We start from the raw sequence: 16,700 nt of genomic DNA on the forward strand, positions 1-16,700 counted from the left end.
CGGGCTTTCTCTCACAGCTTCATGGGATAAACTGAATGAATGGCTTCATCTAAGAAAACCCGTGCGCGTCGCCGCCCGGGAGATTTTTTGCAGTTCCTCGCGTTCAGCGTGATTGCCGGTTTCCTCGCGGCAATTATTGTCGTACCCCCGGCAGTGAGTGCCGGTATGGTCGCGAACGCGTCGATGTCATGGTTCCAGGACCTTCCTGACGACATTGCCGATGGCATCTCCTCCCGTCCTTCTACTATTTACGCTGCTGACGGCAAGACCGAAATCGCAACCTTCTTTGAAGAGAACCGTGAACCGGTCAAGCTGGATCAGATTTCTCAGCACATGAAGGACGCTATCGTTTCGGTGGAGGACCGTGATTTCTACAATCACGGTGCTGTCTCCGCTATCGGTATCGGTCGTGCGTTCTTGAACAACATCATTAACTCCAACAGCGGCCGCCGCCAGGGTGCATCTACCCTGACCCAGCAGTACGTTAACAACCTCATTGTTGACTCCGCTGTGGCTCGTGGTGAGGACGCTACCGCAACCCTGAACGGTAACAAGACGTACGCTGCAAAGATTCGCGAGATGAAGCTTGCGATTTCTATGGAGCAGAACAAGTCCAAGGACGAAATCCTTGAAGGCTACCTGAACATCGTGAACCTTGGTGGTTCGAACTACGGTGTTGAGGCTGCTGCACAGTACTACTGGGGTATTTCCGCTAAGGACCTGAACGTGGCACAGTCCGCGCTTCTTGCCGGTCTGGTGCAGGCACCTAACGTGTACGATCCGACCGTGAACCCCGAACTCGCCCGTGAACGCCGCGACATCGTTCTGGGCACTATGCTCCGCGACGGCAAGATTACCGATAAGGAATACAGCGACGCTATCGCCAGCGATATTAAGCTCAACGTCCACACCAAGTCCCAGGGTTGCTCCCTGGCAGGCGATAAGGCGTTCTTCTGCCGCTACGTGGTCAACTACCTGCTGCAGGATGAGTCCCTCGGCGCAACCGCTGAGCTGCGTAACACCGCTATCAAGCGTGGCGGCCTGAAGGTGATCACCACCCTGAACCCCGAGGCTCAGACCGCGGCTAAGCAGGCTGTGGACTCCACCCAGCCGGCAGCAACCAACTGGAACGACGTGAACTCCGCCCTGACCAGTGTTGAGCCCGGTACCGGTCGCGTCATCGCGATGGCACAGAACACCGAGCTCGGCACCCCGGCTGACGCAAACGACCATTCCAAGACCGAGTACAACTACAACGTTGATAGCGCCTACGGTGGTACCCGCGGCTTCCAGCCCGGTTCGACGTTCAAACCGATTATTCTGGCTCAGTGGCTCATCAGCGGCCGCGGCGCTAACGCTACCGTGAACGGTACCCAGCTGTTCTGGCCCACCAGCTTCGGTTGGAACGCCAAGTGCTACGACGGCGGTAAGTACTACTACACCGGTCAGCCGAACGGCTGGTCCTACAAGAACGCAGTCAACGGCGGTCTGACCTACGGTACCGCTGCGTACGGTATTCGCCAGTCGTTGAACTCGTACCTGTACGGCATGCTCTCCCAGATTGACCTGTGCGATGTGCACGACCTGTCCATCAAGATGCACGCCCTGGACGGTACCGGCGAACCGCTGCACAGCATCCCCGACCTGGGTACCAACATTGGTGGTACCAAGTACGGTATCTCCCCGCTGACCAGCGCATCCATGTACGCTATCTTCGCTTCCGAGGGTAAGTACTGCACCCCGCGCCCCATCGAGAAGATCACCAAGACCAACGGTGAAACCATGAAGGAATACCAGAACCAGTGTGAGCAGGTCCTGGATCCGGACATCGCGAACGGTGTCAGCTGGGTTCTGAAGGGTGTTATCCAGCCTGGCGGTTCCGCTTCTCAGCGCGGTATTGGTCTGCCGAACGGTTCGGCTGCGAAGACCGGTACGAACGATAACTCCTCCCAGACCTGGCAGGTTGGCTACACTCGTGGCCTGTCCACCGCGTCTTGGGTTGGTTCTAACAACCTCGGCTTCCGCTCCCTGAACGGTGTGGGCATTAACGGTCGAGTCCTCGAGTACGTCGATGGTGCAACCTACGCGGGTGCACAGTGGCAGTCGTTCATGAAGACGATCGCACCGAAGTACAACACGAAGGACTTCACCACCCCCAGCGATAAGATTCTGTCGTACAGCTAGAATCACAGCTCATCAGCTGAAGCCTGAAAGGCGATTGATAATGTGTGAAAACGCAGTCAACGCCCGCGTCCCCGTGGCGGTCCCCGGCGCACGCGGCTCCTCCCCGCTCCTGAAGAAGGTAGCGGGGGCGGTAGCCGCCACTGCAGCCTTGGGGGCCGCCACGGCGGCGTATGGGCACTTTATTGAGCTGAACAATTTTCAGCTCCGCACCGAGTCCCTGCCGGTGTTGCCCGCCGGGAGCCCCGACTTTAGGATTCTGCATATTTCGGATATGCACATGATTCCGGGCCAGCAGAAGAAGATTGACTTCATGCACTCGCTGGCAGCCCTGGAGCCGGATTTGGTGATGAACACGGGTGATAACCTCTCCCACGTGGACGGTATGGGCCCGCTGCTGGAGGCACTCGACCCGCTCATGGACTTCCCCGGCGTGTTTGTGCCCGGCTCGAATTGCTATTTCGCGCCGGTTTTCAAGAACCCGGCGCGTTACCTGTGGCAGCCGCGCACCCCGCAGATGATTGAGGAAGGCTCGCGTGTAGCCCTGCCCATTGAGCGGATGCACGACGCCTTCGAGTCGCGCGGCTGGACAGGTCTAATCAATCGCTACGATACGCTGAATCTCAAGGGTCTGCGCCTGGAATTCTCCGGTGTGGATGACCCGCACCTGCGTTACGATGAGCACCCCGGTTTCGCCCCCGGCGCCTTCGATGAGGGCGAGGAGCCGAGCATCCGTATCGGCGTGGCGCACGCCCCCTACATGCGTACCCTGCACCGCTTCGTGCAGGACGGTGCGCAGGCTATTTTTGCCGGTCATACGCACGGCGGTCAGGTCTGTCTGCCCGGCGGTCACGCTCTGGTCAGCAACTGCGATTTGCCGCCTTCGCGTGCGAAGGGCGTCAGTGAACAGTCCGGTATTCCGGTTCAGGTTTCTGCCGGTTTGGGCACCTCTCGTTTTGCGCCGGTGCGCCTGTTCTGCCCGCCGGAGGCAATCCTGGTGACCCTCACGGCTCGCGATAAGGAGCAGGGCACCTCCGCTGCATCGGCGGGTGGTCGTCTCTAATGTCTGAGGCTTCTACAGCGCGCACAACTAAGCGCCGCCGTAATCCCTTCCTGGAGACGGCGAGCGAACCGACCCCCGACCCGATTGACTACGCGCACGGTCAGCGTGCCCCGCGCACCCTCGCCGCGTATGCGCGTCCGATTCGTGTGCGCTGGGGTGTGGGTCTGCTCGTGGCATTCGGTGCCGGTGCCCTTGAGATTTCCATCCCGCAGATGTTGCAGATTATTGTGGATCATCTCTCGCAGAGCACCACCGAAAGCGCCATCTGGACTGCCGGCGGCCTGGTGCTTCTGCTGGGTATTGCGCACGCCTCCTTCATGTACTGGAGGCGCTGGCTGATTGTGGACCCGACCTCCACGATTGAGCTGTCCATGCGTATGAACTTCTTTGACCGCCTGCTCAGCGCCCCGCTTTCTCTGCTGGATCGTTGGCCCTCCGGTCAGTTGCTGACCCGTTCCATGAGCGATTTGGGTACGATTCGCCGTTGGCTGTCCTTCGGTATTGTGCAGCTGCTGACTGTTGCGGTGATGTTCCTGGTCGGTGGCTTCTTCATGTTGCGTTCTTCGCCGTCCCTGGCGCTGGTGTTCGTGGTGACCGTGCCGATTCTGGTGCTGTCGCTGGTGAACTTCACCCGCAAGTACTACCGTGCTTCACATGAGATTCAGCAGATGACGGGCGATCTCTCCACCCGCATTGAGGAGTCGGTGCGCGGCATCCGCGTGATTAAGGCGCTGGGCCGCTCCCCCGAGCAGATTCAGGAATATTCCGAGTCGGTGGATGCTCTGCAGGTGCGCGAGTACGGCAGGTCGATGCTTGTGGCTCGTGTTGCCCTGTACCAGGGGCTGATTGTGGGTGTCTCTACGGCGGTGGCGCTGGCTGTGGGCGCTTCGCAGGTTGCGGCGGGCACCTTGAGCCTGGGCGCGATGACCGCCTACTTTGCGGTGCAGACAACCGTGCTCAGCCACGTGACGCGCTCGACCGCACTGATGTCTGCCTATTTGAGCTATAAGGTGGCGTTGGAACGCCACAACGAGGTCATGGACGAGCCCGGCTTTGAGGCGGTGCCGCTGGTTCGTGGCTCCGCGGCTGTGTCTGGGCCCGAGCATCCGCAGGGTGCTTCTGATTCGTCAACAGTAGCTGGAGTGTCTGCCGAGGGCGGCTCCGGGAAGGAAACTATGCAGTACCCCAGCGGTGGCGCAATATCTGTCACGTTCGATCACGTTCAGTTCAGCTACGACGCTACCAAGGCGCCGGCTGAGGCTACCACTGAGGCGAATTCTGAAGTTGCTTCTGAGACGAAGGCACCCGAGGTTTCCGTGCTGAAGGACGTAAACTTCAAGGTCTTCCCGGGTGAGATTCTGGCGCTGGTGGGTGCAACCGGTAGCGGCAAGTCGACCGTACTGTCGCTGGTTCCGCGTTTCTACGAGCCGACCTCCGGTTCCCTGCGTTTTGGAACCCGAGATACCGCCGACATGTCCATTGAGGAGGTGCGCGCCCAGACCGCGTTCGTCTTTGAGGAGGCGGTGCTCTTCTCCGGCACGGTCCGTGAGAACGTGCTGATGGGCGTTGCCGAGCAGTACGAGCGCGGCACCGAGGATGAGGACTACCCGAGCCAGGAAGAGCTGGAGGCGACCCTGAACACCGCGCTGCAGCTGACTGCCTGCGATTTCGTAGCGGAGCTCCCCGAGGGTCTGGATACCGTCATTGGTGAGGAGGGCCTAAGTCTGTCCGGTGGTCAGCGTCAGCGCCTGTCGTTGGCGCGTGCCCTAGCGAAGCGCCCTTCCGTTCTGCTGCTGGATGACCCGTTCTCGGCGCTGGACGTGAACACCGAGGAACGTATTATTACCGGCCTGCGTGAGGGTCTGGAGGGCCTGGGCGGTGCTACTACCCTGCTGACGGCGCATCGCCCCTCCACGGTGGCTCTGGCTGACCGCGTGTTGCTGATGGTTGATGGTGCCGTGGTGGCTGAGGGTACTCACGCTGAGCTGATGGACTCTTCGGAGCAGTACCGTCAGCTGATGACGATGGAGGAGGGCTAATGGCCCATCATCGTCCGGCGGAGCCGCGGGAGCAGATGAGCCCGCAGGAGCGCGCGGAGACCCGTGAACGCTCGATGGCTCTGCTGCGCCAGATGTTGCGCCCGCACCGTGGGGCGTTGGCTCTGTCGATTATTTCAGTGCTTTTGGTCTCGGGTTCCTCGGCGGTTGCGCCGATTCTGATTGCCCGCGTTTTGGATAGTTCCATTGAGCCACTCAAGCAGGGTGACGTTTCTCCCCTACTGACCCTGCTGACGTTTTTTGTGGTGGCTACCGCGGTGACCGCGATTTTTTCGTGGGTCAACGTGGCGTACACGGTGCGCGTGTCGCTGGGCGTGGTGGTGTACCTGCGTAAGCGGGTGTTCCGTCACGCGCAGTTGCTGAGCGTGTCGTTCCATGAGCGGTACACCTCGGGCAAGGTCATTTCGCGTTTAACCAGCGATATTGATACGGTCCGCAGCTTCTTGGATAGCGGCATCAGCCAGTTGGCGATTACCTTGCTGTCCATGGTGATTTCTGCGGTCGCTATTTTCCTTCTGGATTGGCGTATTGGCCTGTTCATGCTGGTCATGGGCGTGCCGATTTACTTCTTGACGCGCTGGTTCCAGAAGACGGCGGTGCCGGTTTTCCGCATGATGCGTACCGAATCTGCGCATTTGACGAGCCGTTTTGTGGAGACTTTTACGGGTATCCGCGCGGTGAAGGCGTTTGGTGCGGAGGCGCAGATGCGTTCCGAGTACGCGCAGGCGTCGGAGCGTTACCGCCTTGCGGTGATGGATTCGATTAAGATTTTCGGCGTCTACTCGCCCATGCTGATGCTTTTAGGCAATGTGTTTATTGCCGGTGCGCTGGTGCTGGGTGGTTATGCGGTGCTGGGCGGCACCATGCAGATTGGCACCCTGCTGGCTCTGGTGATTTACGCGAACCGTGTGTTTGAGCCGGTCATGCAGCTTTCTGAGTTCTACAACATGTTCCAGTCTGCGATGTCTGCGCTGGAGAAGCTGTCGTCGTTCTTGGCTGAGGAGCCGGAGGTTGCTGAGCCGGATCATCCGTATGAGCGGACTGTAGAGCCTGCCGCCGGTACCGCTGAGGGCGCGTCCGGCAAGGTTCAGGGTGCCCTGGTGGAGCTGGATTCGGCGGTCTTTGGGTACACGTCGGATCGTCACGCGCTGAAGGAGACGACCCTGCGCATCGAGCCGGGTACGACCGTGGCGCTGGTGGGTGCTACGGGTGCCGGTAAGTCGACTATCGCTAAGCTGGTAGCTCGTTTCTACGATGTCTCAGCCGGTCAGGTGCGTATTGACGGCGTGGATGTCCGCCAGCTGGCGGATGTGCAGCTGCGCCGTGAGGTGCTCATGCTGACCCAGGAGGTGTTCCTGTTCTCCGCGTCGATTCTGGAGAATATCCGCATGGGTAACCCGCAGGCCTCCGATGAGCAGGTGAAGACAGCCGCGAAGGCGGTGGGTGCTGACGCGTTCATTGAGCGTCTGTGTGAGGGCTACGAGTCGCAGCTGGGCCGCGGCGGTATTACCCTGTCGGCGGGTCAGCGTCAGCTGGTGTCCTTTGCTCGCGTGTTCTTGGCGAATCCGCGGGTGCTGATTCTGGATGAGGCGACGGCTTCGCTGGACATTCCGAGTGAGCGTGCGGTGCAGGCGGCGCTGCGAACCGTGTTGGCGGGGCGTACGGCGCTGGTGATTGCGCATCGCCTCTCGACAGTTCTGGGTGCTGATCGTGTGCTGGTGATTCATGAGGGCTCCGTGGTGGAGGATGGCTCCCCGCAGCAACTGATTGCCTCCGGCGGTCGTTTTGCGGCGATGTACGCCTCCTGGGATGAGCTGAATCAGGTTCAGGAGGCTGACGCTTAGGCGCCTCTGAGCCGCCCCAACATCCGGTGGCGTGCCGTTGTGTTGCGTTCTGAATTTTTTTGGGTTATCCTAGGTGAGTTGCCTACGGTATTCGCTGATAGGTCAACATCGGGATGTGGCGCAGCTTGGTAGCGCGCGTCGTTCGGGACGACGAGGTCGCAGGTTCAAATCCTGTCATCCCGACAACTAGCCCCGGTCCGCTGGACCGGGGCTTTGTCGTACCCGCAGTATTTTTTGCCGCAGAGCTTGAATGCACAAAAGCGACCCCCTCCCCGCGCAGGAACGCAGGTAGGGGGTCGCTTTTACGTTGAGTTCAGTTCCGCTTAGCCGCGCCCGGAGATAAGGGCGAGAATCGCCTCCAGGGGGCCGCGTCCGGCAATAGAGCGCGCCATGCGCGACCAGAGGGCACAGAAGCCCAGGGCGATGACGGCACCGAGCAGCAGGAAGGCGCTCCAGTACACGGCGGTGCCCCAGCCTCCGGTTGCCACGTAGTGCTCGCCGACAGTGAATGCCTTGACGGTGGGGCCGGCGTAGATGATGATTCCGCTCAGCACAATGGAGGCGCTCAGCGACATCTGGCCCAGGCGAGCAACGGGGGTGAGCATTCCCGCCTGTGCGGAAAGCAGGCGCGCGCATTCAGCCCAGAAGTAGAGGGTTGCCGCCAGGTTCAGGGTCAGCAGCACCTGCGGGCTGTTGAGGAAGCCCAGCTCCGTGTAGGGGTTGAAGGTGCGGTACACGGCGAGCGCCAGCACGGCGAGTACGACGGGGATTGCGAGCTTTGCCTGCAGGTTGTCGTAGAGGCGCACGAGTACGATGCCCAGGCACATGACCCAGATGAGCTGGGCGCTTTGGGCGTGGTTGACTCCGTGGCTCGCCAGGAAGGGTAGCTGCACGGCGGTCCACGCATCAGCCTGGGCGGCTACGTCCATGAGCAGGGTGTAGGTCCAGGTGATGAAGGGGCTGGTGAGCACCGCAAGCACTGCGACTGCCCACAGCGGCAGGTGCACGACGAATAGGGTCAGCAGGGTGAGTAGTGCCAGGTGTACGAGCATGTCGAAGGGCAGAGAATAGCTGAAGCCCTGTGCCGGTACGGTGACGCCCGGTTGCGGCAGGTAGGTGATGCCTTGCATGAGCGCTACGCCCAGCAGTAGTAGTGCAAGGAATCGCACGATGGTTCCGGCGAAGAGCTGCGGAAAGTTTGCGGTGCGGGCGTACCGCCAGGCAGCTGCGCCGAGGATTGCGGCGAAGAGCGGTTCTGCCGGTACGAGGGTCTGCGGAATCCAGAATTTCCATGACACCGGGATCAGCTGTAGCCAGTACCCGAAGGGGATGAGCAGGCTGAGCACGGCGAAGGCGCGGGCGAGGTCGAGCCCAAGGTCGCGTCGGGTGCCTCCGAGGGAGGCGGCGCGTGCCCCGCTGCTGACGGTGGGGATTGGTTGAGTGCGCCCTGCTGCCATGTCCTCGCTCCTTGTAGTGCCGTGTTTGAGAGTCTGTATGCCGCTTCCGGGGGTGTGCGCCGGATGCGCTGGCATAGGTGTTAAGTGTAACGGTGGAAGCTGTGTCCAGCGGGGCGGTGGCGCGGAGGTTTTGCTCTCATGCCGCTTCTCTGCCGGCTGTTGACCGGTGCCTTTCGCCCCTGGTGAGTGCTGTTCAAGTGTTGTTGTGTGGGGGTAGGTGTGTACCATTGGTACGTTCTCAAAGGTGGGGCATTCCTGCGGGCGCATTTTTTGCCCCGTTTACTATCTCAAACGCACCCCACCTGCACATACACCACGTTGAGGTTTTATGTTTTCGACTTTATCCCCTCTTTTTCTGACGGATTGGGGAACTTCCGGTGCTCTTCTTGCCTCGGGTACGACCCTCTCGGAAGGATCGAGCCACGATAGCGGCCAGTTTGTGTCCATTTTCTGGATTACGTTGGTTGCGTTGCTGTCCCCGATTCTTTCGCGTCTGACGGGTAAGAAGATTCCGGATGTGGTCTTCCTGCTCATTTTTGGTCTGCTCATTGGCCCGAATATGTTCAATCTTGCCAGCAGTGAGGGCGGTATTCCGCTGCTGAAGGAGCTTGGTCTGGGCATGCTCTTTTTGATTGCGGGCTTTGAGATTAACGTGTCCTCGCTGCGTAGCCGTCAGGGTTATAGCGCTATTGCCACGTGGTTTGTGTGTTTTACCTTGGGTATGGCGGGTGCGGCAGCGATTACCGCGTTCTCGCGTGAGCTGAATACGTATGTTGCGGTGGGTGTGGCGCTGAGTTCTACGGCGTTGGGCACTCTGTTGCCGATGTTGAAGTCTCACGGTGCCGCTGGCACGCCGGTGGGTAATGCGGTGCTGGTGCACGGCGCTGTGGGTGAATTGCTGCCGATTTTCGCTATTTCGCTGTTGCTGTCGTCGCGTTCACCGGGCATGGCGTTTGTGGTGCTGCTGGCGTTCATGGTGGTTGCGGTGATTACGGCGCTGATTCCGCACCGCCTGTTTGCGCATGTGCCGGGTCTGCGTCAGATTATGGCTGCGGAGGCGAATACGACCGGTCAGACGGTTCTGCGTCTTGCGATGTTCCTGCTGGCGACCCTCATTATGTGTACCGCGCTCTTCGATTTGGATGCGGTGCTGGGTGCGTTCGCGGCGGGTCTGATTCTGCGTACCCTGACCCCTCCGGCGGCTCTGCACATGATGACTCGCCGCCTTGAGGTGGTTGGTTTTACGTTCATGATTCCGTTGTTCTTCGTGGTCAGCGGCATGGGTATTAACGTGTCTGCGGTGTTTGCGAATCCTCTGGGTCTGCTTGCCGTGGTGGTGGGTATTTTGCTGTGCCGTGGTGTTCCGGTTCTTTTGGCGGAGCATTTCTTCGATACCCGTTCGGGCCTGACCACTCGCGCGCAGAAGGCGCAGTTGGCTCTGTATTCGGCTGCGGGTCTGCCGATTATTGTGGCGGTGACGGAGGTTGCGACCAGTTCGGATCTTTTGGAGGAGTCAACGGCTTCTCTGCTGGTGGCTGGTGGCGCGCTGACGGTTTTGCTGTTCCCGCTGTGGGCGTTGGGTATTCGTCAGGCGTTTGGTTCTGCGGAACCGGCTCAGCAGGAGCCGAGCCGTAAGGAGCAGATGAACGCGTTGAAGGCTCAGCGTAATGCTCAGACGAAGCTGACCACGGGCATGATTCCGGTGGTTCGTTTGAAGTCCCAGTCTGATTCTGAGCCCCAGCCTGATTCTGAGCCCCCGTCTGATGCTCAGCCCGGTTCTGCGGAGAATACGGGTTCTGCAGAGATTTAGTAGCGGCGACGCTGTGGTTACGGTCTGGCTTTTCAAGATTGGGTTGACGAACCGGTTTGAGTGAGAATCTCGCTTACAGTCGCCGCAACCTTATGTGGGATTGAATTTCTAAAACCACACAATACCAGGCAGTTAAAGTACTGCAAACCAACATGCATCCCACATATAGGATCAAAGCCCACCGCATCCTCTTTTGAGGCTGCGGTGGGTTTTTTGCACCCGAAAGACCCTATAAACCGCGGAAAGATGAGAATCTTCCTTAAATTCGGATTTTTTATGCAAATATTACAGAACATGACGTGTCTTAGCTTTCACGACTGACACTTTGTCCTATAAAATTGAAAGCGGACAGGGAATTTCCCTAAAACACACATAAACCAACATACATACACAGAGTCGCTTCCGCCCCAGCGGGAGCTGGCGCACCTCCCATCTCACACACGGGAGGCGCCCCTTTCGGGAGTATCCGCGACGATACCCCCGGCGGCTCCCAACCATGGAGGAGGATCATATGGTTCAGAAAGGTAACTATTTCTAACCTCGCATCTCAAGGCCTCGCACTGAATCCTAACGATTGTCTGCACACACAGTCATTTCCGAAGGAAATATCATGCACCAACTACTCCTCACCGCGAGCACTGGTGGCGTAGAGCTGGACTTCCCGGCCTGGCTCCGAATTACGCACTTTATCAACTTCATTATGATGGGCTTCCTGATTCGTTCAGGTTGGGAAGTTCTCGCCTCTCACCCCCGCCTGTACTGGAACAACCACTGCACCCCGGGTTCTGAGTGGATTAAGTTCACCAAGGACAAGGTCCCTACCACCCCCGGCGCATTTACTGCGCGCGATGACCAGCGCACCCTGTCTCCCCTGATTTCTCTGCCCGGTAAAGCCCAGATTGGTCTGGGCCGCGCATGGCACGCGCTGGTGACCGTCATCTGGATTGTTAACGGTCTGGTATATGTCTCCCTGCTGTTCCTGACCGGTCAGTGGCGCCGCATCGTCCCGACCAGCTGGGACATCATCCCGCAGGCGTGGGAATCCATCCAGATTTACGCTGGCTTCCAGATTCCCTCGATTGAGCACTTCCAGCCGTACGACGCTCTGCAGCAGATCATGTACTTCACCGTGGTGTTCATCGTGGCACCGCTGATGATTGCAACCGGCCCGATTATGAGCCCGGCATTCTGCGGCCGCTTCCCCGGCTACGTGCGCCTCTTCCGTAACCGCCAGACCGCACGTTCCATCCACTTCCTGGGCATGGCGTTCTACTGCGTCTTCACCGTCATTCACGTGGCGCTGGTGTTCGTGGTTCACCCCCAGTACAACATCGCCCACATGATGCTGAACAAGCCCTACAACGAGGTCGACGCAGCACAGTTCGCTCAGGCAGTCACCATGCTCATTGGCGGCATTGTCTTCGCTGTGGCTCTGTGGATTTTCGCTTCGTACTGGTCCCTGCGCGACCTGCGATTCACCCAGACCTTCATTTGGGGTCTGACCCAGCCGATTCGTAACGTCCTGCTGGACCGTATCACCTCCCGTCAGGTGCAGAAGAAGACCTTCACCGATGCCGACATCTCGCCCTTCCACTGGGTTAACACTCGCCCGCCGACAGAGCGTGAGAGCACCGAGTGGAACCGCCTGAAGGAGCACGAGTTCGTTGACTACCGCCTGGAGCTGGGCGGCCTGGTGAAGGAATCCAAGTCCCTGAGCATTGACGAGCTCAAGCAGCTGGGCAAGGAAGTCAACATCACCATGCACACCTGCATGCAGGGTTGGACCGGCATCGCCAAGTGGGAGGGCGTGCGCCTGCGCGACGTTCTCGCACTGGTCGAGAAGACCGACGAGGCACGCTACGTTATGGTGACCTCCTTCGGCCACGTGGGCCACACCTACGACGGCCGCCCGACCGAACCCTACTACGAGTGCCTGGACATCTCCATGGCAATGGAAGATGAGACCATCCTGGCGTGGGGCATGAACGACAAGCCCCTGCCCGATGTGTACGGTGGCCCGCTCCGTCTGCGTGCGGACTCCATGCACGGCTACAAGATGGTCAAGTGGGTTCAGAAGATCGAGTGGATCAAGGACTACCACGATGTTGGCGATGGCCAGGGCGGTAGCCGCGAGGACTCCGGTCTGCAGCACTTCGACGCACGCGCCTAAGCACCTTTACGGGGCGCTACGACGCTAACCGTCGATACACCACCCTATAAAGCACAGAACGGTGGCGGGAAACATGGGCCCGCCACCGTTCGCTTATCTTCTCCGCCGCTTTCTACTGCTCTGAAAGATGCAGAAGCCAAGAGGGCATAAAGAAACCGCCCGGGAGCCTTAGCTCTCGGGCGGTTTCTTTAGAGGTTTGCCTTCTGGCGCTTTACCTTAGGCGTCGTAGATGATGACGTCCAGGGTACGGGGGCCGTGCACGCCCTCCACGCGGATCAGCTCGATATCACTGGTTGCCGACGGACCGGAAATCATGGTCACGGGGCGGGTGTAGGTGATACGCTCGATCGACTCGGGAACCAGCTCCACGACGGTGGAACGGGGCACCACGCAGATGTGGTGGTCGGGCACCAGGCTGATGGCGCGGCGACCCTCATCGGGGTTGGTGTTCAAGAAGATCGTGCCGGTCTCTGCGCAGGAGACGGTCGAACCGGTCACCACAGCGTCAACTGCGTCCAGTTCCTTCAGGGTCAGGCAGCCGGGCTTGAGGGTGCTACCGGAGTCGGTGACGCGCTTGCGGTCAGCGGTGTCAGCCGGCAGCCACTCCATGTTCAGGCCCTCGGGAACCACGTAGGTGGACTTTTCACCCAGGCGTTCTGCGATGACCTCGGAGATGTTCTCCTTGTTCGCGTGGAACACATTTGCCTTGTAGTCAATGAGGCGGTCGACGAGCATCTCAATGGTCTGCTCTTCGTTCAGCTCGCTGACGCGGCGGTAGTTACGTACGGGCTCGGGGGCGACGGGTGCGTCAGCCAGGGACGAGCGGATACGTGCGAGGATATCTTCCTTAGCAGAGGACATTAGTTGTTCTCCTTAGCTTTACGGGCTTCCTGAGCAGCCTTAGCGTTTGCAGCCGCTTCAGCTGCCTTACCCTTGTTAGCCTCGATGAGGGCCTGAATGTCAACGCGCTGTGCGTTATCGCGTGCCGGAGCCTGACCCTTCTCCTTCTTCCACCAGTTGCGGAAGGATTCCTTGGGGGGCTCGGGGATGTCGCGGTAAGCGGTCCAGCCGCCGACGATACCGGGAACAGCGGTGATCTTGTGCTTGCGGCCGGTAATGAGGCGGGACATGGGCAGACCACGCTCTGCAATCGACATCATCTTGCCGGAGGTGAAGAGCTTCTTCGCACCGAGCATCATGCCGTCCATCTGCGAGAAGGGAGCCTTCTTGTTACCCTCGAACTCGCGGATAGCGTGCTTGGACTCGACGTCCTTAGCGCGCAGGTGCACGAGGACCTCGGGGAAGTTAATCTTCACGGGGCAGACCTCGTAGCATGCGCCGCAGAGGGAGGACGCGTACGGCAGGGAGTTGTTCTCTGCAGCCTCGATACCGGAGAGCTGCGGGGACAGAATCGCGCCGATGGGGCCCGGGTAGGTGGAGCCGTAGGCGTGACCGCCTGCGCGCTCGTACACGGGGCACACGTTCATGCAAGCGGAGCAACGGATGCAACGCAGTGCCTGGCGACCCAGCTCGTCGGACAGAACGGCGGTACGGCCGTTGTCGATGAGGATGACGTGCATGTTCTGCGGGCCGTCACCGGGGGTCACACCGGTCCACATGGAGGTGTAGGGGTTCATGCGCTCACCGGTGGAGGAACGGGGCAGCAACTGCAGGAATGCCTCGTAGTCCTGGAAGGTGGGCAGAATCTTCTCAATACCCATGAAGGTAATGAGGGTGTCGGGCAGGGTCAGGCACATACGGCCGTTACCTTCGGACTCCACGATGGTCAGGGTACCGGTCTCGGCAATACCGAAGTTGGTGCCGGAGACTGCCACGGTGGTGTTCAGGAACTTGTTACGCAGACGGTTACGCGATGCCTCTGCCAGTTCTGCCGGCTCATCGGTGATGTCCGGGTTAATACCCTCAATTTCGCGCAGGAAGATGTCGCGGATTTCGCGGCGGTTGCGGTGAATTGCGGGCACCAGAATGTGGGAGGGGCGGTCGTGGCCGAGCTGGACGATTTCTTCCGCGAGGTCGGTCTCAATAGCGTTGATGCCGTTTTCCTCGAGGAATTCGTTCAGGCCGGTCTCTGCGGTTGCCATGGACTTAATCTTGATGATTTCGTCCACGCCCTGCTCGCGAATCAGGTCCAGAGCAATCTGGTTCGCCTCGGTGGCGTTGCGTGCCCAGTGCACGTGGCCGCCTGCGGCAGTGAAGTTACGCTCGAACTGTTCGAGCAGCTCGGGCAGGTTCGCCAGAACGTAGTTCTTGACGGACTCACCGGTGTTACGCAGGTCCTGCCAGTCGGGCACCTCTGCGGTGACGCGTGCGCGCTTGTTACGGATCGCGTGGGTCACGAAGCGCAGGTTGGCGCGTAGCTGCTCGTTCTTGAGCTCTTCCTTCGCGTACTTGGGGAAGGGGGTTTCTTCGAAAATGTTGCCCTCGCCGTAGTGAACGACCTTGGGCATACCAAGCTGAATAGCGGTCATGAGGTCTTATCTTTCCTTAGCCGATCGAGAGCTCGACGCGCTCGGAGTTAATCTTGAGCGGGTTTTCCTTGGTGGATGCGAGGATCTCAGCGAAGTGGATGGTCTGAACGTCCGAGCCGCGACGCATCAGCGCACCGCCGATGTTCATCAGGCAGGAGCAGTCGCCGCCGGTGCAGACGGAAGCACCGGTTGCTTCAACGTTGTCTGCCTTGTCGTTGACCATTGCGCCGGAGACGTCAGCGTTCTTGAAGGAGAAGGTACCACCGAAGCCGCAGCACTGGTCCATGCCCTCGAGCTGGGTGTACTTGATGCCTTCGACGGTGCGGACCAGGTCCTGCTGGCGGGTGCCCAGGCCGAGCATACGCATACCGTGGCAGGAGCTGTGGTAGGTGACGTGCTCGGGGAAGTAGGAGCCGAGCTGCTCGGCAGCGTTGGTGATGCCCAGGATGTCGATTAGCAGCTGGGAAAGCTCGAAGGTGCGGGAAGCAATCTGCTCTGCCTTCAGAGCCAGCGCTTCGTCGCCGCGGCTACGTGCGACCATTGCCTGCTGGTGACGCAGGGAAGCAACGCAGGAGCCGGAGGGTGCAACAGCTACGTCCCAGTCCCAGGAGTCGAAAGCTTCAACGTGGTTCTTGATGACTTCGTAGCCGTCATCGAAGTAGCCGGAGTTGACGTGCATCTGGGAGCAGCAGGTCTGGTTCGGGGGGAAGACAACCTCGTGGCCCAGGCGCTCAAGAATTTCGACGGTGGCGCGTGCTACGCGGGGGTACATGCCGTCAACGATGCACGTGGAGAAGAGTGCAATGCGCATGACTTGTCCGTCCTTTCCTCTGTGTTCAGAGTTTCTCGGTCTCACCGCCTGCGTTTGGGGCAGGCGGGGCACAGTCCGAATAAGTTCGGTCTTCCAAAGAGGCGACTCAGATATATTGAGTCGGGGAAGCTGGGCCGGTAGGTTCCGGCTGATGTGCGCGCCCCAAGTGGAGGTGGGATGCGGTGGGATCAGAAACCGTGGTGATGTCTTTTATCTTCCTTGCCATTTAACACCGTTGTGCGGCTTTTCTCTAGTCGAAATAGCACATACTTTCCTTGTTAAATAACGGGTTAGGTCACCCTGACCTTAAGGTACACTTCCCTACCTTCCGGTATATATGACCTCATCTAGTTTTTACCCTCGCCCCACCCCCTATACCCCTTTAATTATTGAACGTTTATCAAACGCACATCTTCGGCGGCTAAACCCCCTAGAAATCCACCTTTCTGAAGCATTAATGATTGTTTTGTGGGGCGACTCCTCTTTAACGCAACATTCTTTTCAAGAATGTGCCCGCAGTTGAAGGTTCCCTAATAGATAAGGCAGTCATTCATACACCCATTTCATTACGCCTTCAGAAATATCTGAGTTTCAGAAGCTGGCATTAACTGTCAGGGTCGCAATATTTCGGTAAATTCACAGGGCGCAAACCCTCCGAACACCCCTTAGTCGCGAAAATGAGTCAGGTCACTTTTGGTGAATCACCACACTATCCGGTACTCTTCTAAACATGCGATCAATGGTCTGACCACATCCCCGCATGGGAAACAATGACCCGTTCCCCAGCGGGATTATCTATGGTCTGACCACACACAAGA

At 59.2% G+C, this 16,700-nt stretch carries 10 protein-coding genes and 1 tRNA gene; 7 read left to right on the forward strand and 4 right to left on the reverse strand.

The features are described from left to right. Nucleotides 1-39: 39 nt before the first annotated feature. From HMPREF2980_RS07620 to HMPREF2980_RS07640, 5 genes are all read left to right on the forward strand, one after another. Nucleotides 40-2,184, forward strand: a complete 2,145-nt coding sequence (locus HMPREF2980_RS07620; RefSeq protein ID WP_070691131.1) for a transglycosylase domain-containing protein — start codon at nt 40-42, stop codon at nt 2,182-2,184. Between the two features lie 40 nt (nt 2,185-2,224). Continuing rightward, the gene (locus HMPREF2980_RS07625) at nt 2,225-3,244 is read left to right on the forward strand and encodes a metallophosphoesterase (protein WP_070691133.1); all 1,020 of its coding nucleotides are present in this window, start codon (nt 2,225-2,227) and stop codon (nt 3,242-3,244) included. Continuing rightward, nucleotides 3,244-5,283, forward strand: coding sequence for an ABC transporter ATP-binding protein (locus HMPREF2980_RS07630; protein WP_070691135.1), 2,040 nt, complete (start codon nt 3,244-3,246; stop codon nt 5,281-5,283). Before HMPREF2980_RS07625 ends, HMPREF2980_RS07630 begins: the two co-directional genes overlap by 1 nt. Beyond that, a complete protein-coding gene (locus HMPREF2980_RS07635; protein ID WP_070691138.1) occupies nt 5,283-7,145 on the forward strand; it encodes an ABC transporter ATP-binding protein in 1,863 nt (620 codons plus the stop codon). The genes HMPREF2980_RS07630 and HMPREF2980_RS07635 overlap by 1 nt, the downstream gene beginning before the upstream one ends. Before the next feature lie 109 nt (nt 7,146-7,254). Further along, nucleotides 7,255-7,328: transfer RNA gene (locus HMPREF2980_RS07640), tRNA-Pro, on the forward strand. A gap of 140 nt (nt 7,329-7,468) precedes the next feature. On the opposite strand, the gene HMPREF2980_RS07645 is transcribed toward HMPREF2980_RS07640, so the two are convergent. After that, on the reverse strand, nt 7,469-8,602 hold the full coding sequence (locus HMPREF2980_RS07645) for a hypothetical protein (protein WP_070691140.1): 1,134 nt from the start codon (nt 8,600-8,602) through the stop codon (nt 7,469-7,471). A gap of 328 nt (nt 8,603-8,930) precedes the next feature. Here HMPREF2980_RS07645 and HMPREF2980_RS07650 point away from each other — a divergent pair, with 328 nt between their 5' ends. After that, the gene (locus HMPREF2980_RS07650) at nt 8,931-10,412 is read left to right on the forward strand and encodes a cation:proton antiporter (protein ID WP_070691144.1); all 1,482 of its coding nucleotides are present in this window, start codon (nt 8,931-8,933) and stop codon (nt 10,410-10,412) included. Between the two features lie 610 nt (nt 10,413-11,022). After that, nucleotides 11,023-12,582 (forward strand): molybdopterin-dependent oxidoreductase, encoded by a 1,560-nt coding sequence (locus HMPREF2980_RS07655; RefSeq protein ID WP_005504634.1) that lies wholly within the window; start codon nt 11,023-11,025, stop codon nt 12,580-12,582. Nucleotides 12,583-12,798: 216 nt separating this feature from the next. On the opposite strand, the gene HMPREF2980_RS07660 is transcribed toward HMPREF2980_RS07655, so the two are convergent. The 3 genes from HMPREF2980_RS07660 to HMPREF2980_RS07670 are packed head-to-tail and all read right to left on the reverse strand — an operon-like array spanning nt 12,799 to nt 15,882. Next, a complete protein-coding gene (locus HMPREF2980_RS07660) occupies nt 12,799-13,443 on the reverse strand; it encodes a LutC/YkgG family protein (RefSeq protein WP_070691147.1) in 645 nt (214 codons plus the stop codon). Beyond that, nucleotides 13,443-15,071 (reverse strand): lactate utilization protein B, encoded by a 1,629-nt coding sequence (locus tag HMPREF2980_RS07665; protein ID WP_070691150.1) that lies wholly within the window; start codon nt 15,069-15,071, stop codon nt 13,443-13,445. Before HMPREF2980_RS07665 ends, HMPREF2980_RS07660 begins: the two co-directional genes overlap by 1 nt. Before the next feature lie 16 nt (nt 15,072-15,087). Further along, the gene (locus HMPREF2980_RS07670) at nt 15,088-15,882 is read right to left on the reverse strand and encodes a (Fe-S)-binding protein (RefSeq protein WP_005504630.1); all 795 of its coding nucleotides are present in this window, start codon (nt 15,880-15,882) and stop codon (nt 15,088-15,090) included. Nucleotides 15,883-16,700: the final 818 nt, after the last annotated feature.

Origin of the sequence: Rothia sp. HMSC076D04 (genome assembly GCF_001814645.1) — a bacterium.
GTDB lineage: Bacteria > Actinomycetota > Actinomycetes > Actinomycetales > Micrococcaceae > Rothia > Rothia mucilaginosa.